Source organism: Mycobacterium sp. NAZ190054, assembly GCF_001545925.1.
Taxonomy (GTDB): Bacteria; Actinomycetota; Actinomycetes; order Mycobacteriales; family Mycobacteriaceae; genus Mycobacterium.
The window spans coordinates 1-20,909 of the sequence record NZ_LMVQ01000566.1; the positions used below are offsets into that span (position 1 = coordinate 1).

The 20,909-nt window shown below is 67.7% G+C and carries 18 protein-coding genes, 2 tRNA genes and 2 pseudogenes; 10 read left to right on the forward strand and 12 right to left on the reverse strand.

Annotation, left to right across the window (positions count from 1 at the left end):
* Positions 1–260: 260 nt before the first annotated feature.
* Complete coding sequence (locus tag ASJ79_RS27935) at positions 261–1,034, reverse strand: sulfite exporter TauE/SafE family protein (RefSeq protein ID WP_067962343.1); 774 nt, start codon at positions 1,032–1,034, stop codon at positions 261–263.
* A gap of 13 nt (positions 1,035–1,047) precedes the next feature.
* On the reverse strand, positions 1,048–2,427 hold the full coding sequence (locus ASJ79_RS27940; RefSeq protein ID WP_067962344.1) for a rhodanese-like domain-containing protein: 1,380 nt from the start codon (positions 2,425–2,427) through the stop codon (positions 1,048–1,050).
* 474 nt (positions 2,428–2,901) lie between these two features.
* Between ASJ79_RS27940 and ASJ79_RS27945 the strand changes: the two genes are divergently transcribed.
* On the forward strand, positions 2,902–3,171 hold the full coding sequence (locus ASJ79_RS27945) for a metal-sensitive transcriptional regulator (protein WP_067962345.1): 270 nt from the start codon (positions 2,902–2,904) through the stop codon (positions 3,169–3,171).
* Positions 3,172–3,385: 214 nt separating this feature from the next.
* Here ASJ79_RS27945 and ASJ79_RS27950 read toward each other — a convergent pair whose 3' ends face one another.
* Both ASJ79_RS27950 and ASJ79_RS27955 read right to left on the reverse strand, forming a co-directional pair.
* Positions 3,386–5,560: a glutamine synthetase III gene (locus tag ASJ79_RS27950; protein ID WP_067962347.1), complete on the reverse strand. Its 2,175-nt coding sequence runs from the start codon at positions 5,558–5,560 to the stop codon at positions 3,386–3,388.
* A 109-nt stretch (positions 5,561–5,669) separates the two neighbouring features.
* Entirely contained in the window at positions 5,670–6,611 is a 942-nt protein-coding gene (locus tag ASJ79_RS27955) for a LysR family transcriptional regulator (protein WP_197420405.1), read from the reverse strand.
* Positions 6,612–6,731: 120 nt separating this feature from the next.
* Here ASJ79_RS27955 and ASJ79_RS27960 point away from each other — a divergent pair, with 120 nt between their 5' ends.
* The 3 genes from ASJ79_RS27960 to ASJ79_RS27970 all read left to right on the forward strand — a co-directional run bounded on the left by ASJ79_RS27960 (position 6,732) and on the right by ASJ79_RS27970 (position 11,315).
* The gene (locus ASJ79_RS27960; protein WP_067962348.1) at positions 6,732–9,044 is read left to right on the forward strand and encodes an FdhF/YdeP family oxidoreductase; all 2,313 of its coding nucleotides are present in this window, start codon (positions 6,732–6,734) and stop codon (positions 9,042–9,044) included.
* A gap of 1 nt (position 9,045) precedes the next feature.
* Positions 9,046–9,870: a formate dehydrogenase accessory sulfurtransferase FdhD gene (fdhD, locus tag ASJ79_RS27965; RefSeq protein WP_067962349.1), complete on the forward strand. Its 825-nt coding sequence runs from the start codon at positions 9,046–9,048 to the stop codon at positions 9,868–9,870.
* A gap of 77 nt (positions 9,871–9,947) precedes the next feature.
* Entirely contained in the window at positions 9,948–11,315 is a 1,368-nt protein-coding gene (locus tag ASJ79_RS27970; protein ID WP_082754106.1) for a glycosyltransferase, read from the forward strand.
* A gap of 7 nt (positions 11,316–11,322) precedes the next feature.
* Here the strand turns inward: ASJ79_RS27970 and clpX are convergent, their stop codons facing one another.
* Positions 11,323–12,603 (reverse strand): ATP-dependent Clp protease ATP-binding subunit ClpX, encoded by a 1,281-nt coding sequence (gene clpX / locus ASJ79_RS27975; RefSeq protein WP_067962350.1) that lies wholly within the window; start codon positions 12,601–12,603, stop codon positions 11,323–11,325.
* Positions 12,604–12,921: 318 nt separating this feature from the next.
* Between clpX and mmuM the strand changes: the two genes are divergently transcribed.
* Together mmuM and ASJ79_RS27985 are read left to right on the forward strand one after the other, a co-directional pair.
* Entirely contained in the window at positions 12,922–13,806 is an 885-nt protein-coding gene (gene mmuM / locus ASJ79_RS27980) for a homocysteine S-methyltransferase (protein ID WP_067962370.1), read from the forward strand.
* A 47-nt stretch (positions 13,807–13,853) separates the two neighbouring features.
* A complete protein-coding gene (locus tag ASJ79_RS27985) occupies positions 13,854–14,300 on the forward strand; it encodes a TIGR03618 family F420-dependent PPOX class oxidoreductase (protein WP_067962353.1) in 447 nt (148 codons plus the stop codon).
* Positions 14,301–14,304: 4 nt separating this feature from the next.
* On the opposite strand, the gene ASJ79_RS27990 is transcribed toward ASJ79_RS27985, so the two are convergent.
* The 4 genes from ASJ79_RS27990 to ASJ79_RS28005 all read right to left on the reverse strand — a co-directional run bounded on the left by ASJ79_RS27990 (position 14,305) and on the right by ASJ79_RS28005 (position 17,241).
* Complete coding sequence (locus ASJ79_RS27990; RefSeq protein ID WP_067962355.1) at positions 14,305–14,964, reverse strand: ATP-dependent Clp protease proteolytic subunit; 660 nt, start codon at positions 14,962–14,964, stop codon at positions 14,305–14,307.
* Positions 14,961–15,632 carry an ATP-dependent Clp protease proteolytic subunit gene (locus ASJ79_RS27995; RefSeq protein ID WP_082754107.1) on the reverse strand — a complete coding sequence of 224 codons (672 nt, stop codon included), beginning with the start codon at positions 15,630–15,632 and terminating at the stop codon, positions 14,961–14,963. The genes ASJ79_RS27990 and ASJ79_RS27995 overlap by 4 nt, the downstream gene beginning before the upstream one ends.
* A gap of 54 nt (positions 15,633–15,686) precedes the next feature.
* On the reverse strand, positions 15,687–17,108 hold the full coding sequence (gene tig / locus ASJ79_RS28000; RefSeq protein WP_067962357.1) for a trigger factor: 1,422 nt from the start codon (positions 17,106–17,108) through the stop codon (positions 15,687–15,689).
* Between the two features lie 56 nt (positions 17,109–17,164).
* A tRNA-Pro gene (locus ASJ79_RS28005) sits at positions 17,165–17,241 on the reverse strand.
* Positions 17,242–17,376: 135 nt separating this feature from the next.
* Here ASJ79_RS28005 and ASJ79_RS28010 point away from each other — a divergent pair.
* The 3 genes from ASJ79_RS28010 (at position 17,377) to ASJ79_RS28020 (ending at position 19,150) form a co-directional block, all read left to right on the forward strand.
* Positions 17,377–17,450, forward strand: a tRNA-Gly gene (locus ASJ79_RS28010).
* Positions 17,451–17,611: 161 nt separating this feature from the next.
* A complete protein-coding gene (locus ASJ79_RS28015) occupies positions 17,612–18,343 on the forward strand; it encodes a Crp/Fnr family transcriptional regulator (RefSeq protein WP_067962359.1) in 732 nt (243 codons plus the stop codon).
* A gap of 3 nt (positions 18,344–18,346) precedes the next feature.
* Complete coding sequence (locus ASJ79_RS28020; protein ID WP_067962362.1) at positions 18,347–19,150, forward strand: MBL fold metallo-hydrolase; 804 nt, start codon at positions 18,347–18,349, stop codon at positions 19,148–19,150.
* A 22-nt stretch (positions 19,151–19,172) separates the two neighbouring features.
* Here ASJ79_RS28020 and ASJ79_RS28025 read toward each other — a convergent pair whose 3' ends face one another.
* Positions 19,173–19,643: a DUF4383 domain-containing protein gene (locus ASJ79_RS28025; protein ID WP_067962364.1), complete on the reverse strand. Its 471-nt coding sequence runs from the start codon at positions 19,641–19,643 to the stop codon at positions 19,173–19,175.
* A 105-nt stretch (positions 19,644–19,748) separates the two neighbouring features.
* Between ASJ79_RS28025 and ASJ79_RS28030 the strand changes: the two genes are divergently transcribed.
* Positions 19,749–20,561 carry a hypothetical protein gene (locus tag ASJ79_RS28030; protein WP_067962366.1) on the forward strand — a complete coding sequence of 271 codons (813 nt, stop codon included), beginning with the start codon at positions 19,749–19,751 and terminating at the stop codon, positions 20,559–20,561.
* Between the two features lie 30 nt (positions 20,562–20,591).
* Here ASJ79_RS28030 and ASJ79_RS31735 read toward each other — a convergent pair.
* Positions 20,592–20,786: pseudogene (locus ASJ79_RS31735) on the reverse strand (sodium:proton antiporter); the annotation flags it as partial.
* Positions 20,719–20,909, reverse strand: a pseudogene (locus ASJ79_RS31740) (pyridoxamine 5'-phosphate oxidase); the annotation flags it as partial. The pseudogenes ASJ79_RS31735 and ASJ79_RS31740, both read right to left, overlap by 68 nt.

Below are 20,909 nucleotides of genomic sequence, written 5' to 3' on the forward strand. Positions count from 1 at the left end.
TCCCACGCCCACGGCCTCGACGGCATCCACTTCTTCACCCGCCAAAAAGCCATCACCGCCCGCTGGCTCGACCCCAGCCACGGCGGCATCAACCTCGGCTTCCCCCAAAACGCCTAACCCCACACACACGGCGCAGAGCTGACGACAAGTCCGGTCCCAATCGCCGAGAGCCATCGCCGAGGCCGGCTGCTCCGGTGCGGTCTGCTCGTCGATGCCGGGTACGGCGGTGCTCGGGCTGGAGCTGGCGCCCTGAACGGCCGTCAGCGCACGAGCACCGTATCGGCCAGCACGTACACCGCCACCGCGAACACCAAGTAGGCGAACCAGTGCCGGAGACGCCTGGTGTCGAGTCCGGTTCCGAAATGTCCGGCGATCAGCGACCCGGCGATCGCGGTGCCGACAAACGCTGTCGCGATGGCCCAGTCGATGTCGGCGCCGCTCAGATGGGACAGCACGCCCGCCACGGAGTTCGCGACGATGATCACCAGGGAGGTGCCTACGGCGATGGGCATCTCGACGCCGAGCATCAACACCAGTGCGGGGATGATCAGGAACCCCCCACCGACGCCGAAGAGTCCGGTGAGGAGACCGACGAGGAACCCGGCCGGTATCGAGCGGGGCGCGCAGCGGCGCCAGTTGATGCCCCCGTCGCCCACTCGGCACGCCGTCCCCGTTCCGGCATTGTCCTGCAGCATTCGAATCGCGGCCATGACCATCACCGCCGCGAAACCGATCATCAGCACCGGCTGAGGCAGATGCCCGCCGATGGCGGTGCCGATAAAGGTGGCGGGGATGCCCGCAAGCGCGAACACCGCCGCCAGCCGCCACTGCACTTGGCCGGCGCGGATTTTCGGCAGCACGCCGACCGCCGAGGCCGTGCCGACCACGATCAGCGACATCGGGATCGCGTGTTGTATATCGAGCCCCAGCACGTACACCAGGGCCGGTACGGCCATGATGGAGCCCCCGCCGCCGAGCAAGCCCAGGAGCACACCGATGACGGCGCCGACGGCCAGAGCCACAACCATGGTCATGGCATGCCCCGGTTCAGGCGTTCTGGGCGGCTAGTTCCCAGGCGCCGTATCCGCCCAGGATGTCACTCACATCCGTGAATCCGTTGCGCCGCAGGAGGCTCGCGGCCACGGATGACCGATACCCGCCCGCGCAGAACACCACCGTTGGTTTGGTCCGGTCCAACTCCCCCATCCGGGCGGGCAACTGGCCCACCGGGACAGGGACAGCGTTCGGGATGGTCCCCGCTGCGACCTCGCCGGGGTTGCGGACGTCGACGATCTGCAGGTCTTTGAGCTGGGCCGCCCGTTCGTCGAATGCCTTGGCGGTCAACCGCGACGCGATGACGACATCGTCCTGGTGGGTGAACATCGTCCGGTCGGGGTCGGCGATGTAACCGATGACGCGGTCAAAGCCGATGCGACCCAACCGATTCTTGCCCTCCAACTCCCGGCCGGGCTCGGTGAACAGCACGATATCGACGTCAGCCTTGAGCACCGACCCGGCGAACTCGGCGTAACGACCCTGCAGCCCGATGTTGATCGCCTGACGTAGATGACCTTGCGCGAAGTCCTCGGGGGTACGGCCGTCGACCAGGACGGCGCCATCGTCGATCGCCTGCCGCGCCTGGTGATAGGTCATCGCGGCCGGCATCTCCGATTCGTCCAGCAGTTCGCGATCCTTGCGGTTGAGGATGGCGTCGTAGACGAAGTAGCCGGGCGCTGGGGGCTGGCCCTCGGTGACCAGTTTCACGAAGCTGCCCTTGTCAGGTGCCCGCAGCGCATAGTTGGTGGCTTTCTGATCGCCGATGGTCGACCACAGATCGGTCGACAGGTTCTTGCCGCACGCCGATCCGGCTCCGTGTGCCGGAAACACCCTGGTTGCATCGGGCAAGGTCATCAGTTTGTCGTGCAGTGAGTCATAGAGCTTGTCCGCCAATTCCTCCCGGGTGAAGCCGATCGAGGACAGCAGGTCGGGACGACCGACGTCACCGATGAACAGCGTGTCGCCGGTCATCACCCCGTAGGGCACGTGGTCGTCGGCATGCTCGTAGACAACCACACTCATCGATTCGGGAGTGTGTCCCGGAGTGTGCCGGAATTCCAGGGTGACATCACCGAGTGGGTACCGTTGCCCGTCTTCGACACCCATCGATTCGAACTCGGTTTCGGCGACCGAAGAGTAGACGATCTTCGCGCAGGTGGCCTTGGCAAGCTCGAGGTGACCGGACAGAAAGTCGGCGTGGAAGTGCGTCTCGATGACCAATTCGATGGTCAGTCCCCGTTCCCCGGCATCGGCCACATACTCGGCCACATCGCGCTGCGGGTCGACAACCACGGCGCGGCCGGTGGTTTCGTCCCCGATCAGGTATGACGCATGCGACAAACAATCCAGGTAGTACTGCTGAAAGAACATCTGCTCCTCCTCGTGGCGGCCGCGGTAACACGGTGGCGTGATACCCCTACAGGTATCTCAATGTACCCCCAGGGGTATATTGTTCCCCGAACCTGAGAATACCCACGGGGGTATAGTTGCCATGTGTTCCACGATACCCCCGCCCGTACCTCAGGCCGAGGGTCCAAGGTCACCGCTTCCGTAAGGAGTCGCCAGCATGACCAGGACGGCCGGCATCGCGATGGCGGCGTGACCGCGTGGTCCGCCAGTGGACTGGAAGTCGCGGAGGGCAGGCAGCGCTGGGATCCGGAACGCCAGGTGCGACTGCTCACCAACACGTGTGCCATGGGAACGGCACTGTCCAGATTGCCCTACAACCGGACTGCGAACCCCGATGCCACGTCCGTTGTCGCCGCACTCATCGGCTCGCGAGACGGACGTGGGAATATACCCCCGCGGGTACCATGTTCTCCAGTGTCAAAGAGGAGTTGAACCATGACTGGTGACGAAGACAGCATCACCGCGGTGCTGAACCGGTTGCGCCGGGCGCAGGGTCAGCTGGCCGGTGTGATCTCGATGATCGAGCAGGGCCGCGACTGCAAAGACGTGGTGACACAGCTGGCCGCGGTATCCCGGGCACTAGACCGGGCTGGTTTCAAGATCGTCGCGACCGGCCTGCGGGAGTGCATCGCCGGCGAGGCGGCAGACGGTTCGGCCCCGATGACCGAGGCCGAACTGGAGAAGCTGTTTCTCGCGCTGGCGTGAGCGCTCTCGGTTCGCGACCTCGAACCAGCCGCCGCCGTAATTCGTCGACTCGACGAGGCAGTCAGCGACCAAACGCGGCACGCAACCCGTTCTCGGCGGTTGCCAATGCCGGCCGGCGGCCCCGCCGGCCGTGTGGCTGCTCAATGCCCCGGAGGGTGGCCACACGACACGGACGTCGGCTCGCCGCGGACGGAACCGCACGAACGGTGAATCGTCAGAGGATGTAGAGCATCTCCTGATAGGTCGGCAGCGGCCAGAGGTCGTCGGCGACAACACATTCCAGCGCGTCGGCGGCGGCACGGACCGCGTCCATCGCCGGGAGCAGCGCCTTCTGGGCGTGTGTCGCCTCGTCGAGTGCCGACTCTGCCGAGTGGCCCAACGCCGCCTTCAGCGCACCCAGGGCGGTGGTCAGATCGGCGATGGGCGCCGACACCGACTGCAGCAGCGTGGTATCCGCGTCCACACCGGCGGCCTTCAGCGTCGCGACATTCTGGGCCAGCTCGGTCTGGTAGCGGATCGCCGCGGGCAGGATCACGGTGGTGCCGAGTTCCAGCGCGAGCTTGGCCTCGACCGCGATCGTCAACGCGTACTGCTCCAGGCGCACTTCGTAGCGGCTGTGCAGTTCCCGTTCGCTGAACACGCCGTAGCGCTCGAACACCTCGACCGCGGCGGGCTTGATCAGCTCGGGAATCGCGTCGAGCGTGGTCTTCAGGTTCGGCAGGCCGCGCGCCGCGGCCTCGACCTGCCAGTTGTCCGAGTATCCGTCGCCGTTGAAGACCACGGCCCCGTGTTCGGTGATGATCTCGGTGAGCAGCTTCTGCACCGCCGCATCGAAATCCTGGCCGTCGGCGACGGCCTTCTCCAAGACGGTCGCCATGTAGTCGAACGAGTCGGCCATGATGGTGTTCAGGATGATCATCGGCACCGCGACGGTCTGACCCGAGCCCGGCGCGCGGAACTCGAAGCGGTTCCCGGTGAACGCGAACGGGCTGGTGCGGTTCCGGTCGCCGGGGTCGGTCGGCAGCGTCGGCAGCGTGTCGACCCCGATGTGCATGACGCCCTTGCCTTTCGACGACGTCGCCGCACCCTTGGCGATCTGTTCGAACACATCGGCCAGCTGCTCGCCGAGGAAGATCGAGATGATCGCCGGTGGTGCCTCGTTGGCGCCGAGCCGGTGGTCGTTGGTCGCCGAGGCCACGGACACCCTGAGCAATCCGCCGAACTTGTGCACCGCACGGATGATCGCGGCGCAGAACACCAGGAACTGGGCGTTCTCGTGCGGGGTGTCCCCGGGCACCAGCAACGAGCCGAGTTCGGCGTTGCCGACCGAGAAGTTCACGTGCTTGCCCGAACCGTTGACACCGGCGAACGGCTTCTCGTGGAACAGGCATTCCATCCCGTGCTTCTTGGCCACGGTCTTGAACACCGTCATCAGCAGTTGCTGATGGTCGGAGGCGATGTTGGCGCGCTCGAACATCGGGGCCACCTCGAACTGTGCCGGGGCGACCTCGTTGTGGCGGGTCTTGGCCGGGATACCGAGCTTGAACAGCTCACGCTCGGTGTCCATCATGAAGCCGAGCACGCGTTCGGGAACGGCGCCGAAGTAGTGGTCGTCGAATTCCTGCCCCTTGGGCGGCTTGGCCCCGAACAGGGTGCGGCCCGCGTTGACGAGGTCGGGCCGCGCCAGGAAGAAGTGCCGGTCGATCAGGAAGTACTCCTGCTCCGGCCCGCAGAACGACACCACCTTCTGCAGATCCTTGTGCCCGAACAGCGTCAGAATCCGCTCGGCGTGCACGCCCATCGCCTGCTGGCTGCGCAGCAGCGGGGTCTTGTAATCCAACGCCTCACCGGTCATCGACACGAACACCGTCGGGATGCACAGCGTGTTGCCGTTCGGGTTCTCCAGGATGTAGGCCGGGCTCGTGACGTCCCAGCCGGTGTAGCCGCGCGCCTCGAACGTGCTGCGCAGCCCCCCGGACGGAAAGCTGGACGCGTCCGGCTCACCCTGGATCAGCGTCTTACCGGCGAACTCCGCCAGCGTCTCACCGTCGGAGATGGGTTCCAGGAAGCTGTCGTGCTTCTCCGCCGTGAGCCCGGTCATCGGGTAGAAGACGTGGGCATAGTGGGTGGCGCCCTTGGACAGCGCCCAGTCCTTCATCGCCGAAGCCACCGAGTCGGCGATCGCCGGGTCGAGTTTGGCGCCCTTCTCGATCGTGGCGACCACGGACTTGTACACCGACTTCGGCAGCCGCAGCTGCATCTCGGCCTTGGTGAAGACGTTGGCGCCGAAGATCTCTCCGGGCGCCTCGGTCGGGTCGAAGCTGATCGCCGGAGGGACATAGGCCTCGACGTTGTTGATCGCCTGCAGGCGGACCGCATTACCGCTCAATGGACTTCCTCATCGGTGCGTCGTCCGGATCTGCTTTCACGGACGGTTGACCGGCCCACACTAGGAACGATCGATGCCGAACTTGTTACGCGGGCATCAAAGTCGCGATTCAGACGTAACGGGCGGTCATCTCACGCCACCTGCGGTCGATCTGGGCCGCCAGGTCGATCTCCGCGGCCACCGCGGCGAGGGCGGCCGCGACGATGGACGCCGGCTCGCGGTCCAGGACCACCAACCCGATCGCCGGACGCGGGCCGTGCTGGGCCATCGGCCGGGCGGCGAAGCCCTCGGGCAGCCCCAGCTGGGACAGCCACGCAGTGGAGGCGATGGTCGCCCGCCGCGAATGCGTCAGGTGCGCGAAGAGTGCGTCGACCGAGTCCGCTTCCACCGCGGGACGATAGCCGGCGCCCTCGGCGGCCATGTTCGCGTCGAGGATGCGCCGATTCCGCATCGTGGTCGTCAACGCGCACAACTCCATCGCTGCGGCGTCTGACCAAGCCACCTCGGCTGTCTCCTCCCGGCGCATCAGCGGGTGGTCCGCCGGGGCGACCAGCACGTACTGTTCCCGGTACATCTCGACCGAACGCGTACCCGGCGGCGCTTCGTCGTCGAGGTACGTCAAACCGGCATCGATCTCGAAATCGGCGAGCCGCCTGGCGATCTCACGTGAGGACAACGCCTCGATGCGGACCGAGGCCGCCGGATTCCGGCTCAGGAACTCCGCGGTGACGAACGGACTGGCCGGTACCGCCGTCGGTATCGCGCCGAGCCGGGCCGTCACGGTCAGCCGTCCCCGCATACGTTCGAGATCGGCGAGCATCTCGTCGCGTTCCGCGGTGATCCGCTGGGCCCAGGTCACCACCCGGCGCCCCTCTTCGGTGAAGCCCTCGAACCGCTGCCCGCGCTGCACGATGACCACACCCAGGTCACGCTCCAACCGGCGGATCGCCACCGACAGCGTCGGCTGACTCACATGACAGTGCGCCGCCGCTCGCCCGAAATGGCGCTCCGCGGCGAGCGCCAGCAGGTAGTCCAGGTGCTGCAACAGCACATCGCCCCCCTTCCGGTGTCCGGCGTGATAGACAGCGTCTATCACTGCATGTGAAATACCAAATGCTCGCCGTCCAGCATCGGGGCCGGGTCAGTGTGTCCGCGGTCTAGATTGGAACCCATGGCCACCGCGAAGGACGTCGACGCCGACTACGACGAGCAGCGCCTGAAGGTCAGCGGCGCCAAACGTGAGGCCGCCGGCGTGAAAGCCGTGATGGTCAGCATGCAGCGCGCGCTGCAGCAGATGGGTCCGCTGCGCACAGCCACCACGCTGGCCAGACTCAACCAACGTCACGGCTTCGACTGCCCCGGCTGCGCGTGGCCCGAGGAGCACGGCGGCCGCAAGGTGGCCGAGTTCTGCGAGAACGGCGCCAAGGCCGTCGCCGAGGAAGCCACCAAGCGCGTGGTCACCCCGGAGTTCTTCGCCCGCCACACCGTCGCCGAACTCGATTCCAAGCCCGAGTACTGGCTGTCCCAGCAAGGCCGCCTGACCCACCCGATGGTGCTGCGGCCGGGCGACGACCACTACCGGCCGATCGGGTGGGACGACGCCTACCGGCTGATCGCCGACGAACTGCGCGCGCTCGACGACCCGGACCAGGCCGTCTTCTACACGTCCGGGCGCACCAGCAACGAGGCCGCGTTCCTCTACCAGTTGTTCGTGCGCAGCTTCGGCACCAACAACCTGCCGGACTGCTCCAACATGTGCCACGAATCCTCGGGTACCGCGCTCATCGACGCGATCGGCATCGGCAAGGGCTCGGTCACCGTCGAGGACCTCGTCCAGGCCGACCTGATCGTGGTCGCCGGGCAGAACCCCGGCACCAACCACCCGCGCATGCTGTCGATCCTGGAGAAGGCGAAAGCCAACGGCGCCAAGGTGATCGCGATCAACCCGCTGCCCGAGGCCGGCCTGATCCGGTTCAAGGACCCGCAGAAGGTGCACGGCGTGGTCGGCGGCGGGGTGCCGATCGCCGACGAGTTCGTCCAGATCCGGCTCGGCGGGGACATGGCGTTGTTCGCCGGCCTGGGCCGGCTGTTGCTGGAGGCCCAGGACAAGGCCGGCCCGCACGCCCAGATCGTGGACCGCGATTTCGTCGCCGCGCACACCGCCGGTTTCGCCGAATACGAAACCCGCACCCGCGCTGTCGATCTCGACACCGTTCTGGAGGCGACCGGCATCGGCTACGAGCAGCTCGAGCGTGTCGCGGCGATGATGGCGACCTCCCGGCGCATCGTGGTGTGCTGGGCGATGGGCCTGACCCAGCAGAAGCACGCGGTGCCCTCGATCAGCGAGATCTGCAACCTGCTGTTGATGCGCGGCATGATCGGCAAGCCCGGCGCGGGGCTGTGCCCCGTCCGCGGCCACTCCAACGTGCAGGGGGACCGCACGATGGGGATCTGGGAGAAGATGCCCGAGCGGTTCCTGGCCGCGCTCGACGCCCGGTTCGGCATCCACGCTCCGCGCGACCACGGCTACGACACCGTCGACGCGATCCGCGCGATGCGGGACGGCAAGGCCACGGTGTTCATGGCCATGGGCGGCAACTTCGTCTCCGCCACCCCGGACACCGGTGTCACCGAGGCCGCGCTGCGCAACTGTGCGCTGACCGTGCAGGTGTCGACGAAACTCAACCGCAGCCACCTCGTACACGGCCGCACCGCGCTGATCCTGCCGTCACTGGGCCGCACCGACCGCGACGTCCAGGCCGGCGGCAAGCAGCTGGTGTCGGTCGAGGATTCGATGTCGATGGTGCATCTGTCCCGCGGGAGCCTGCGACCGCCGAGCGACCAGGTGCGCAGCGAGGTCGCGATCGTCTGTCAGCTGGCCCGCACGGTGTTCGGTCCCGAGCATCCGGTGCCCTGGGAGACGTTCAACGCGGACTACGACACGATCCGCGACGCGATCGCCGCCGTGGTCCCCGGCTGTGCGGACTACAACCGCAAGGTGCGCGCTCCGGATGGGTTCCAGTTGCCCCACCCGCCCCGCGATTCACGCGAATTCCGCACCGCCACAGGGAAGGCCAACTTCGCCGCGTACCCGATCGAATGGGTGCCGGTGCCCGACGGCAGGCTGGTGCTGCAGACGCTGCGCAGCCACGATCAGTACAACACCACGATCTACGGCCTCGACGACCGCTATCGCGGTGTGAAGGGCGGGCGCCGGGTGGTGTTCGTCAACCCCGCCGACCTGGACAGGTTCGGCCTGTCCGACGGTGACCGCGTCGACCTGATCTCGGAGTTCACCGACGCCGACGGCCGGCTGCAGGAGCGGTGCGCGAAAGACTTCGCCGTGATCGCCTACCCGACCCCGGAGGGCAACGCCGCGGCGTACTACCCCGAGACCAATCCGCTTGTCCCCTTGGACCACACCGCGGCGAAATCGAACACACCGGTCTCGAAGGCGATCGTGATCCGGTTGGAGCGGACCTGACGTGGGCCGGGTGACGGCGCGGCGGCGCGTCCGCCATGTGACGGCGGACGACGCCGTCGCACGGCCTGACACGCTGGTGGTCGAGGAGCCGCTGGAGATCCGGGTCAACGGCGCGCCGATCACGGTCACGATGCGCACACCGGGCTCCGATGTCGAGCTGGCCCAAGGGTTTCTGCTCACCGAGGGCGTCGTGGGCGGCCGCGAGGACATCGTGTCGGTGCGTTACTGTCGGGGCGCCGACGAAGACGGCGTCAACACCTACAACGTCCTCGACGTGACGCTGGCACCGCACGTGCCCGCCCCCGAAGTGGATCCCACCCGGAACTTCTACACGACGTCATCGTGCGGTGTCTGCGGCAAGGCCTCACTGGACGCGGTGCGATTGATCAGCAAGCACGCCCCCGGTGACGACCCGGCGACCGTCACCGCGGACACGCTCTCGACGCTGCCCGGCAAGCTGCGCGGCGCCCAGAAGGTGTTCGCCGCCACCGGGGGGCTGCACGGCGCCGCGCTTTTCGGCACCGACGGCACCGTGCTGGCGGTCCGTGAGGACATCGGCAGGCACAACGCCGTCGACAAGGTGATCGGGTGGGCGCTGGAGAACCGGCGGATCCCACTCGGCGACACCGTGTTGTTGGTCAGTGGACGCGCATCTTTCGAACTGACCCAGAAAGCGGTGATGGCCGGCATCCCGGTGCTCGCCGCGGTGTCGGCCCCGTCGTCTCTGGCGGTCGACCTGGCCGCGCAGTCCGGGCTCACGCTGGTGGCCTTCCTGCGCGGCGACTCGATGAACGTCTACACGCGCCCGGACCGCGTCGTGACCTGACGGCCTCACGCGATCTCCAGGCTTTCTCCACACAATCTCCAAGCACCCGCACCACGGCGGCGGCGAGCATCGACGCCATGCCACACGTCCTCATCGCGTCCTGCCCGCCCGTCGGGCACATCTCACCGCTGCTGAACGTCGCACGCGGGCTCGTCGCGCGCGGTGACCGCGTCACGGTGCTCACCGCCGCCCGTCACGCCGACAGGATCAGGGCCGTCGGCGCCGATCCCCGGCCGCTGCCCGCAGCCGCCGACTACGACGATTCGGCGTTCGACGACGACCTGCCGGGCCGGGCCGACACCTCGGGCATCGCCCGGATCAACTTCGACATCGAGCACGTCCTCGTGCGTCCGCTGCCGCATCAATTCAGCGCGCTGCAGGAGGTGTTGGCCGACAACCACTACGACGCCGTCATCACCGACGCGTTCTTCCTCGGAGTGCTGCCGCTGCTACTCGCCGGTCCGGCCGAACGCCCGCCGATCCTGGCCTACTCCACCACCCCGCTGGTCCTCAGCAGCCGGGACACCGCGCCGGCCGGCCCCGGTATCGCACCGATGCGCGGGCCGATCGGCAGGCTGCGCAACCGGGGCCTCACGATCGCCACACAGCGGCTGCTGCTCCGTCCCGCGCACCGCGCGACCGACCGGATGCTCCAGGCGATGGGGCTGCCGAAGCTGCCGGTGTTCGTGATGGACAGCGCGCTGCTCGCCGACCGGGTGATCGCCCCGACCGTCCCCCAATTCGAATACCACCGAAGCGATCTGCCCGGCCACGTCCGCTTCGTCGGCGCCGTCAGCCCGATTCCGTCCGACAACTTCATCGCCCCGCCGTGGTGGCGTGAACTCACCAGCGGTCGTCCCGTCGTCCACGTCACCCAGGGCACCGTCGACAACGCCGACCTCACCCGCCTCATCGAACCGACCATCGAGGCGCTGGCCGACGACGATGTCACCGTCGTGGTCACCACGGGCGGCCGCCCGGTCTCCCAGATCCGGACTCCGTTGCCGGCCAACACATTCGTCGCCGAGTTCCTGCCGCATGACATCCTGCTGCCACTGGTCGACGTCATGGTCACCAACGGCGGCTACGGCGCCGTGCAACGGGCGCTGGCGACAGGTGTGCCTCTGGTGGTGGCCGGCTGCACCGAAGACAAACCGGAAGTGGCCGCCCGGGTGGCATGGTCGGGGGCCGGCATCAATCTCAAGACCGGCACGCCGTCTGCCCCGGCGCTCAGGTCGGCGGTGGACCGGATACTCCGGGACGACCGCTACCTGCGCTGTGCCCGCAGTCTGGAGGCCGCCTTCGCCCGCATGGACGGCGTCGCGGAGATCACCCTGCTGATCGACGAGGTGCTGGCCGAGCGGCAGGAGACGTCCTCATCCGACGAGAGTGCACTGACGGTCGCCGATCCGGTGACCGGACGACCGTCACTGCACTCTCGGTGAGAGATCGCTAGGCGGACTTGTCGCGGCGCTCGGTACGCGACGGCTTGCGCGGCACGATCGTCGGCAGCACGTTGTGCTCGACGGTCTCCTTGGTCACGACCACCTTGGCGACGTCGTCGCGGCTCGGGATGTCGTACATCACCGGCAGCAGGACTTCCTCCATGATGGCGCGCAGACCGCGGGCGCCGGTGCCGCGGTGAATGGCCTGGTCGGCGATCGCCTCCAGCGCGTCGTCCGCGAACTCCAGTTCCACCCCGTCCATCTCGAACAGGCGGGTGTACTGCTTGACCAACGCGTTCTTCGGCTTGGACAGGATCTGCACCAGCGAATCCTTGTCCAGGTTCGTCACCGACGCGACGACCGGGAGCCGACCGATGAACTCGGGGATCAGGCCGAACTTGATCAGGTCCTCGGGCATCACCTCGGCGAAGTGATCCTGGGTGTCGATCTCGGCCTTGGAGTGCACCTCGGCGCCGAAGCCCAGCCCACGCTTGCCGACACGGTCGGAGACGATCTTCTCCAGCCCCGCGAACGCACCGGCGACGATGAACAGCACGTTGGTGGTGTCGATCTGGATGAACTCCTGGTGCGGATGCTTGCGACCGCCCTGCGGGGGCACCGAGGCCTGCGTGCCTTCGAGGATCTTCAGCAGCGCCTGCTGCACGCCCTCACCGGACACGTCGCGGGTGATCGACGGGTTCTCGCTCTTGCGGGCGATCTTGTCGACCTCGTCGATGTAGATGATGCCCGTCTCGGCGCGTTTGACGTCGTAGTCGGCGGCCTGGATCAACTTGAGCAGGATGTTCTCGACATCCTCGCCGACGTAGCCGGCCTCGGTCAGCGCCGTCGCGTCCGCGATGGCGAACGGGACGTTGAGCATCTTGGCCAGCGTCTGCGCCAGGTAGGTCTTGCCGCAGCCGGTGGGGCCGAGCATCAGGATGTTGGACTTGGCCAGCTCGACGGGCTCGGAGCGGGAATCGCGGGCCTTCTCCCCGGCCTGGATGCGCTTGTAGTGGTTGTAGACGGCCACGGCCAGCGTCCGCTTGGCGGTGTCCTGACCGATGACATAACCCTCGAGGAACTCCCGGATCTCGGCCGGTTTGGGCAGCTCGTCGAGTTTGACGTCGTCGGCGTCGGCCAGCTCCTCCTCGATGATCTCGTTGCACAGGTCGATGCACTCGTCGCAGATGTAGACGCCAGGTCCCGCGATGAGCTTCTTCACCTGCTTCTGGCTCTTGCCGCAGAACGAGCACTTGAGCAGGTCGCCGCCATCTCCGATGCGTGCCATGGTGCTGGGGTCCTACTTCCTGTCGCCGTCGATGATCAGTCGTTTTCGGTGGTGTGCACCGGGACCGTAACGTGTAGCCCCGACGCTACCCGCAGTTTCCGCCGCTGTGCGACCGATAAAGCCGAATAGCGTCGGTGGTATTCACGTGTGGTTGCGTCAACATAGCGCCTGACCTACCCCCTGTGGCCGCGGAACGCGCCGCCGTGTCTCTGGCGTGTCGCCGCCGTTACCCGACCGAGAGTACCTGGCTTGCCTTGAGGTAACCGGCCCGTGCCCGGAAGGCGCTGTCACCTGCGTCATCAGTCGTACCGTTGGGTGGTGGCGTTCCTCAGCTCCGGCCCGGCCGTGCTGGTCAGCGACGGCGGGCTGGCCACCGAGCTCGAGGCGCGTGGCCATGACCTGTCCGACGGTCTGTGGTCGGCACGGTTGCTGGTGGACGCGCCCGACGAGATTGTGGCGGTCCACGCGGCGTATTTCGCCGCGGGCGCCGACGTGGCGACCACGGCGACCTACCAGGCGTCGTTCGACGGGTTCGCCGCCCGCGGCATCGACCGGTCCGAGGCGGCCTCGCTGATGCGCCGCGGCGTCGAGCTCGCCCGTCGGACCCGCGACGAGCACGGCGGCGGATGGGTCGCCGCGTCGATCGGCCCCTACGGCGCGGCGCTCGCCGGTGGCCAGGAGTACCGGGGGCGCTACGGCCTCTCGGTCGACGAACTGGCCGCGTGGCACCGGCCCCGCCTGGAGATCCTCGCCGACGCGGGGGCCGATGTGCTGGCGGTCGAGACGGTTCCCGACCTCGAGGAAGCCGAAGCGGTGCTGCGGGTGATCGCCGAACTGAAGGTGCCCGCGTGGCTGTCCTACACCGTCGCCGGCCCGGCGACGCGGGCCGGGCAACCGTTGGCCGACGCGTTCGCCGTCGCCGCCGCCACCCCCGAGATCGTCGCGGTCGGGGTGAACTGCTGTGCAGCGCAGGACGTTCTGCCCGCCGTCGCAACCGCGCGTGCGGTGACCGGCAAGCCCGTCGTCGTCTACCCGAACAGCGGTGAGGTCTGGGACGGTGTGCGGCGGGCGTGGACGGGGGTGCCGTCCTGGTCGCCCGGGCTCGTGCGGCAATGGATCGCGGCCGGGGCACGCATCGTCGGCGGCTGCTGCCGGGTGGGCCCGCCGGACATCAGCCGGATCGCCGCCGAGGTGACCGGCTGACGGTCGACGCAGCCGAGGCCACCGGCCCCGCGACGTACCCTGCCGGCATGACCCCTTCCCTTCAGGACGCGTTCGCGTTGGCCGCGGACGACAACGGGCTGGCCGTCGCGGCGACGCTGCGCGCCGACCACACCATCCAGGCCTCGCTGGTCAACGCCGGCCCGCTACCGCATCCCGCCACGGGACAACCGGTCCTCGGGTTCGTCACCTACGGCCGGGTGAAGTTGGCGAACCTGCGCTCCCGGCCGCAGATCGCGGTGACGTTCCGGCGGGGCTGGCAGTGGGCCACGGTCGAAGGCACGGCCGAACTGGCCGGCCCCGACGATCCGCAACCGTGGCTGGATCCCGGCGACACGCTCCCCCGGCTGCTGCGGGACATCTTCACCGCGGCCGGCGGCACCCACGACGACTGGGACGCCTACGACCGCACGATGCGCGAAGAGCGCCGCACCGCGGTGCTGATCAGACCGACGCGGGTCTACAGCAACGGGTGAACGCTCAGCCCTTCTGGGCCGACAGCTTGCGGTACTCCAGCACCGTGTCGATGATCCCGTAGTCCTTGGCCGCCTCGGCGGTCAGGATCTTGTCGCGGTCGGTGTCCTTGCGGATCACGTCGGCGGGCTTGCCGGTGTGGCGCGACAGGGTTTCCTCCATCAACGTCCGCATCCGCTCGATCTCGGCGGCCTGGATCTCCAGGTCGGAGAACTGCCCCTGGATCACACCGCCGAGGGCGGGCTGATGGATCAGCACACGGGCGTTGGGCAGCGCCATCCGCTTGCCGGGGGTGCCGGCGGCCAGCAGCACCGCCGCCGCCGACGCGGCCTGGCCCAGGCACACCGTCTGGATGTCGGCACGCACGTACTGCATGGTGTCGTAGATCGCCATCAGGCTGGTGAACGATCCGCCGGGCGAGTTGATGTACATGGTGATGTCGCGGTCGGGATCCAGCGACTCCAGGACCAGCAGCTGGGCCATGATGTCGTTGGCCGAGGCGTCGTCGACCTGCACACCGAGGAAGATGATGCGTTCCTCGAACAGCTTGTTGTACGGGTTGGATTCCTTGACGCCGAAGCTCGAATGCTCGATGAACGACGGCAGGATGTAGCGGGCCTGCGGCTGCACGCGGGGGTCCACGGACGGATGAATGTTGTCGGTCATTTGTCGAGTCCTGCTCCTGGTCCGTCGCCGTTGATGGTCACGCTGGTGATGATGTGATCGACGAATCCGTACTCGAGGGCTTCCTGAGCGGTGAACCAGCGGTCGCGGTCGGAGTCGGCTTCGATCCGCTCGATGGTCTGCCCGGTGAACTCGGCGTTCAGCCGGAACATCTCTTTCTTGATGCTGGCGAACTGCTCAGCCTGGATCGCGATGTCCGCGGCGCCGCCGGTGATGCCGCCGAGCGGCTGGTGCATCAGGATGCGGGCGTGCGGCAGCGCGTAGCGCTTGCCCTTGGTGCCCGCGGCGAGCAGGAACTCACCCATCGAGGCGGCCATACCCATCGCGTAGGTGGCCACGTCGCACGGTGCCAGCACCATGGTGTCGTAGATCGCCATGCCGGCGCTGATCGAGCCGCCGGGCGAGTTGATGTAGAGGTGGATGTCCTTGGTCGGATCCTCCGCCGAGAGCAGAAGGATCTGCGCGCAGAGCCGATTGGCGATGTCATCGTCGACCTGGGAGCCCAGGAAGATGATGCGCTCGGCCAGCAACCGCTCATACACCGAGTCGACAAGGTTGAGGCCCGAAGAGGCGCCACGCATGTCAGTCACGACTGGATACCTGCTTTCTTTGTGTACTTCCGACGCGGTGACCGGTCTTACGGACGACACTAACGAACCCGCGCCGCCGGAGAGTCCCCAGACGGCGCACGTTCGCTCAGAGCATCACTTGGTGTCGTCGGCCTGCTCGTCGGAATCGGCCTCGGCGGCGGGCTCGTCGGAAGTGTCCGCGTCGTCCTCCGCGCCGGCGGACTCGGCCTGCTCACCGGACGGCCCGAAGAACTCCGTGGTGTCGATCTCGGTGCCGTCGGTGTCGGTGACGGTGGCCCCGTGCACCACCGCCGCGACGGTCAGGCCACGGCGCACGTCGGCGAACATCGCCGGCAACTGGTTGTTCTGCTGGAGCATCTGCAGCAGCTGCTGGGGCTCCAGGCCGTACTGGCGCGACATCAGCACCAGGCGCTCGGTCAGGTCGTTCTGCCCGACCTGGATCTCCAGCTTGTCGGCGATGGCGTCCATCAGCAGCTGGGTCTTGATCGCCTTCTCGGCGTTGGCGCGGTTGTCGGCGTCGAACTCTTCGCGGCTGCTGCCCTGCTCCTTGAGCGATTCGGCGAACTTGTCCTCGTCGTGGTCGAGGCCGTGGATCGCGTTGTGCAGCGTGTCGTCGACCTGGGCCTGCACGACAGCTTCGGGCAGCGGGATCTCGGTCTGCTCGAGCAGCACCTCGATCGCCTTGTCGCGAATCGCCTCGGCCTGCTGGACCCGCTTGACGCGGCTGACCTTCTCCCGCAGGTCGGCCCGCAGCTCCTCGACGGTGTCGAATTCGCTTGCCAGCTGGGCGAAGTCGTCGTCGACCTCGGGGAGCTCGCGCACCTTCACCGACTTGAGGGTGACGGTGACCTCGGCTTCCTGGCCGGCGTGCTCGCCGGCGACCAGCGTGGTGGTGAACGTCTTGGACTCGTCCACCGTCAGGCCGATGATCGCCTCGTCGAGGCCCTCGATCAGCTGGCCGGATCCGATCTCGTGGGACAGCCCCTCGGTCTTGGCCTCGGGCACGTCCTGGCCGTCGACGGTGGCCGACAGGTCGATGGAGACGAAGTCACCGTTCTCGGCGGGACGGTCGACCCCGGTGAGGGTGCCGAAGCGCTTCTGCAGCGAATCGATCTCGGCGTCGACGTCCTCGTCGGTGACGTCGATCGGATCGACGGTGATCTTCAGGGCGTCGAGGTCGGGCAGCTCGATCTCGGGACGGACGTCCACCTCGGCGGTGAACACCAGCTCCTCGTTGTCCTCGAGCTTGGTCACCTCGATCTCGGGCTGACCGATCGGCTGCAGCGACTCCGAGGTGATGGCCTCGCTGTAGCGGGCGGGCAGCGCGTCGTTGACGACCTGCTCCAGCACCGCTCCGCGGCCGACACGCGCCTCCAGCAGCTTGCGCGGCGCCTTGCCGGGACGGAAGCCGGGCAGCCGGACCTGCTTGGCCAGCTGCTTGAACGCGCGGTCGATGTCGGGTTCGAGCTCAGTGAAGGGCACCTCCACGTTGATGCGAACCCGGGTCGGGCTCAACTTCTCGACGGTGCTCTTCACGTTGGTACTCCTCTTATTGCTTCTACTGTGGATGGTCGTGCTGTCGGGGGCACTGCTGGTCGGGGTGACAGGATTTGAACCTGCGGCCTTCCGCTCCCAAAGCGGATGCGCTACCAAGCTGCGCTACACCCCGGTCGCTGCTGTGCACGCCTGTGCGCAGCAGCAGACCACCGGCGATCCTACGGCCTGGCCGCACCGAAGCCTCAATTGGATTTGAGTTAGGCGGGCCTAGTACCATCTGCCGGTACTGTCACGTAGTGCAGCACACGCGGGCGTAGCTCAATGGTAGAGCCCTAGTCTTCCAAACTAGCTACGCGGGTTCGATTCCCGTCGCCCGCTCCACCGGCTCGATTCAGCCCTCTCCTAGGAGAGGGCTGTTTCCTTTTTCACACGCCGGCCTCCCGGCCCCATCCAGGTTGCGAACCGACCCGAATCCGACGCGTAAGTCGCCGCCCGGCGGGTAGACCGCACGCGCACTCGACGCGTCGACAGGAGGGAGACCGATGCACCTCATCGATGGCGACTTCCCCCTCGGGTCGCTCTTCCCGGGCCTACGACCGTCCGACCTTCTGGCGTCGGGCGACGTCATCAGGGTCGACGCCGCCGCCGGTGACGTGATCTTCACCGAGGGCGACACCGACAACCGGTTGTTCCTCCTCGGGTTCGGAAGGGTTCAGGTGGGGTTGAGCGGCCGCGACGGCCGGGAATGCACGTTCACGGTGCTCGGTCCCGGCGAGGTGTTCGGCGAGGAGTCGGTGTTCGACCCCGGGCCGCGCGGGTCGAGCGCCACCGCGATCACCGACATCTGCGCGCTGTCGCTGGGCCGGCAGGCGGTGATGTCGCTGATGCTGGCGGATCCGCAGATCGCCAATGGATTCCTGCGGGTGCTGGCCCGCCGGATCCGCAGGGCCCACGGGAACATCACCGACGCCGTGTACGCCGACGTCGCCGCCCGGGTCGCCAAGCAGCTGCTCGGGCTCGCGCAACGGTTCGGCGTCCAGGAGGACGGCGCGATGCGGGTCCCGATGGACCTGACCCAGCAGCAGTTCGCCCATCTGGTCGGAACGTCTCGTGAGTCGGTGAACAAGGCCCTGTGCCATTTCGCGGAGCGCGGCTGGATCGCCATCGGCGCCGACAGCATCGTGATCCGCGAGTCCGAGCCACTGGCGGTCCGGATGCACGGCGCACGCCGGTCCGGCCGCCGCACCGAAGACGCTTCCCTGACGGCCGGGTGAGCCATGACCGTCGACGTCACCTTCATCGGGACCGCGACCACGCTGATCCGCTGTGGGGCGATCACGATCCTGACCGACCCGAACTTCCTGCACCAGGGCCAGCACGCCTACCTCGGCTACGGGTTGTGGTCGAAGCGCCGAAGACCCCCGGCACTACAGATCGACGAGCTACCGGCACTGGACGCGGTGGTGCTCTCGCACATGCACGGTGACCACTGGGACCGGGTCGCCCAACGGGGACTCGACCACGGACTGCCCGTCGTCACCACCCACGACGCGGCAAAGCGCTTGCGGCAGCGCGGTTTCGGCAGCGCGGTGGGGTTGTCCACCTGGGACAGCACGGTCATCGTCAAGAACTCCGAGCGGTTGACGTGCACCGCGCTGCCGGGCCGCCATGCGCCCACCCCCGTCAACCGGCTGCTGCCGCCGGTGATGGGAACGATGCTCACCTTCGAAACCGCCCCGGACCGGGTCCGGCACCTGTACGTGTCCGGTGACACCCTGTTGATCGACGAGCTCGACGAGATTCCCGTGCGGTTCCGATCCATCGATGCCGGCGTGCTGCACCTCGGCGGCACAAGGCTTCCCGCGGGTGACCGGCTGCCGTTCGGGCTGACGGTGACGATGGACGGTCGCCAGGGCGCCGAGATGGTGCGCCGCCTCGACCTGCCCCGGGTGATACCGGTGCACTTCGACGACTACAGCGTATTCGCCTCTCCGCTGGCGGATTTCACCGCGGCGATGGCCGAACGCGGCATGGCGGATCGGGTCGTCGAGATCGAGCGCGGCCAGACGGTGTCGCTCTGACCGCCGCCCGATCTCGTCGGGCTCAGCGGCCGCCGGCCGGCACACCGCCGGCGCGCGTGGGGGTGCGGCCGAGAACCACGCCGAGACCGATCATCCCGACCGCGAGCCCGAGATGCAGCCAGTTGTCGGCGGTGTTGACCGGGACGAAGTTCGCGCTGCTGTTGTGGTCGATGACCAGGCCGTACAGCCACAGCACCGCATAGATCGCGCCGCCGCCGATGAGGTACATCCGCGCCCCGGGAACGTTGCGGGCCATGGCGATACCGGCCACCCCGAACAACAGGTGAACGACATTGTGGAGTATCGACACCGCGAACACGCCGAGCAGCATGGCGCTGGAGTGGTGTCCGGCAAAGCTCAATTCGCTGTAGTTGGTGGTGATCCCCGGGATGAACCCGGCGATGCCGACGATCAGAAACACGATTCCCACCACGAGCGCGGCGAGTTGTACGGGGGTACGGGAGGGGCGTACACGGTTTTGCGGTGTTGTCATGCCCCGCGCCGTACCCGCAGGACGTCATCGGAAACCCGAAACACCGCCTGACCTTCGGAATCCTCTCCGACTTGGCGTTCGTTTTATGTCGGTACGCTGTGAGACATGAACGGCGCACTGCTCGTCCTGATCGTCCTGGTCGTCGCGGCGATAGCTCTCGCCGTCTACGCGACGTCGAAGTCCTCGTCGAAGCGGGACGCCGCGACGCTGGCCGATGCGAAAGCCGACGCCCGCCGGGTCATCGAGCGCCTGGGTGGGCAGGTGTTCGCGCTGACCGGCTCCGACGACGCGTCCAAGCAGGCGCTGGCCGACGCCTCCGAGCGCTACACCGCCGCATCGTCGCAGATCGACCAGGCCACCACCGCGCGGCAGGCGGAGCTGGCCAAGGAGAGCGCGATGGAAGGGCTGTATTACGTGCGCGCGGCCCGCACCGCGATGGGGATGGATCCCGGCCCGGAGCTGGAATCGCTGGCCGGGCAGCGCAGCGCCGGCACCGTCACCGAGGACCGTCGCGTCCAGTTCGAGGGCCGCGAGATCGAGGCATCGCCGGTGCCGTCGCAGCGCACCCCGAACTATTACCCCGGCGGTCGTGTCGCGGGCCGACCGGTCCCGGCGGGCTGGTACTCCGAGCCCTGGTGGAAGCCGGCACTGGTCGCCGGTGCCTGGGGTCTGGGTTCGGCGCTGCTGTTCAGCAGCCTGTTCTCCGGCATGGCCGGCGTCGGCTATGACGCCCAGGCGTTCGAGAACGGCTACGGCGACGGTTTCCAGGACGGCCTCGACCAGGGCCAACTCGAAGGCGGTGACGCCGGAGGAGACTGGGGCGGTGACGCCGGAGGCGGCGACTGGGGCGGCGGCGGCTGGGACTCCGGTGGTGGCGGCGACTGGGGCGGCGGCGACTTCGGCGGCTTCGACTTCTAGGACTTCCAGGACTTCCAGAGTTTCAGAGGTTCAGAACCGGCTCTCCAGCCGCGCCGACACGCCCGCCTCCTGCAGGTCGAGGCGCTCGAGCATGGCCCGCACCGCCTCTTCGTCGATGCGGCCGGCGTCGCGCTCACCGATGAGCGCGGCGCGTTGCGCGGCGAGCACGTCGCGGTACAGCTGAGCGAACACCTCGGCTCGCAGCGTGTTGGCCTCCGGGTCCGGCCTGTTCGGCGTCGGACATCCACCGGTTGAGCAGCGCAACCCAGCCGTCCTCGAGCCAGTCGGCGTCGAGGTCACCGCTGCCGTCCTTCTCCACCGATCCGTATTCGACGCGCATCCGCGCCA

Coding starts and splice junctions, on each gene's coding strand:
- ASJ79_RS27935 (WP_067962343.1), bottom strand. CDS start 1,034: ATGACCATGGTTGTGGCTCTGGCCGTCGGCGCCGTCATCGGTGTGCTC.
- ASJ79_RS27940 (WP_067962344.1), bottom strand. CDS start 2,427: ATGTTCTTTCAGCAGTACTACCTGGATTGTTTGTCGCATGCGTCATAC.
- ASJ79_RS27945 (WP_067962345.1), top strand. CDS start 2,902: ATGACTGGTGACGAAGACAGCATCACCGCGGTGCTGAACCGGTTGCGC.
- ASJ79_RS27960 (WP_067962348.1), top strand. CDS start 6,732: ATGGCCACCGCGAAGGACGTCGACGCCGACTACGACGAGCAGCGCCTG.
- ASJ79_RS27970 (WP_082754106.1), top strand. CDS start 9,948: ATGCCACACGTCCTCATCGCGTCCTGCCCGCCCGTCGGGCACATCTCA.
- clpX (WP_067962350.1), bottom strand. CDS start 12,603: ATGGCACGCATCGGAGATGGCGGCGACCTGCTCAAGTGCTCGTTCTGC.
- ASJ79_RS27985 (WP_067962353.1), top strand. CDS start 13,854: ATGACCCCTTCCCTTCAGGACGCGTTCGCGTTGGCCGCGGACGACAAC.
- ASJ79_RS27990 (WP_067962355.1), bottom strand. CDS start 14,964: ATGACCGACAACATTCATCCGTCCGTGGACCCCCGCGTGCAGCCGCAG.
- ASJ79_RS28015 (WP_067962359.1), top strand. CDS start 17,612: ATGCACCTCATCGATGGCGACTTCCCCCTCGGGTCGCTCTTCCCGGGC.
- ASJ79_RS28020 (WP_067962362.1), top strand. CDS start 18,347: ATGACCGTCGACGTCACCTTCATCGGGACCGCGACCACGCTGATCCGC.
- ASJ79_RS28025 (WP_067962364.1), bottom strand. CDS start 19,643: ATGACAACACCGCAAAACCGTGTACGCCCCTCCCGTACCCCCGTACAA.
- ASJ79_RS28030 (WP_067962366.1), top strand. CDS start 19,749: ATGAACGGCGCACTGCTCGTCCTGATCGTCCTGGTCGTCGCGGCGATA.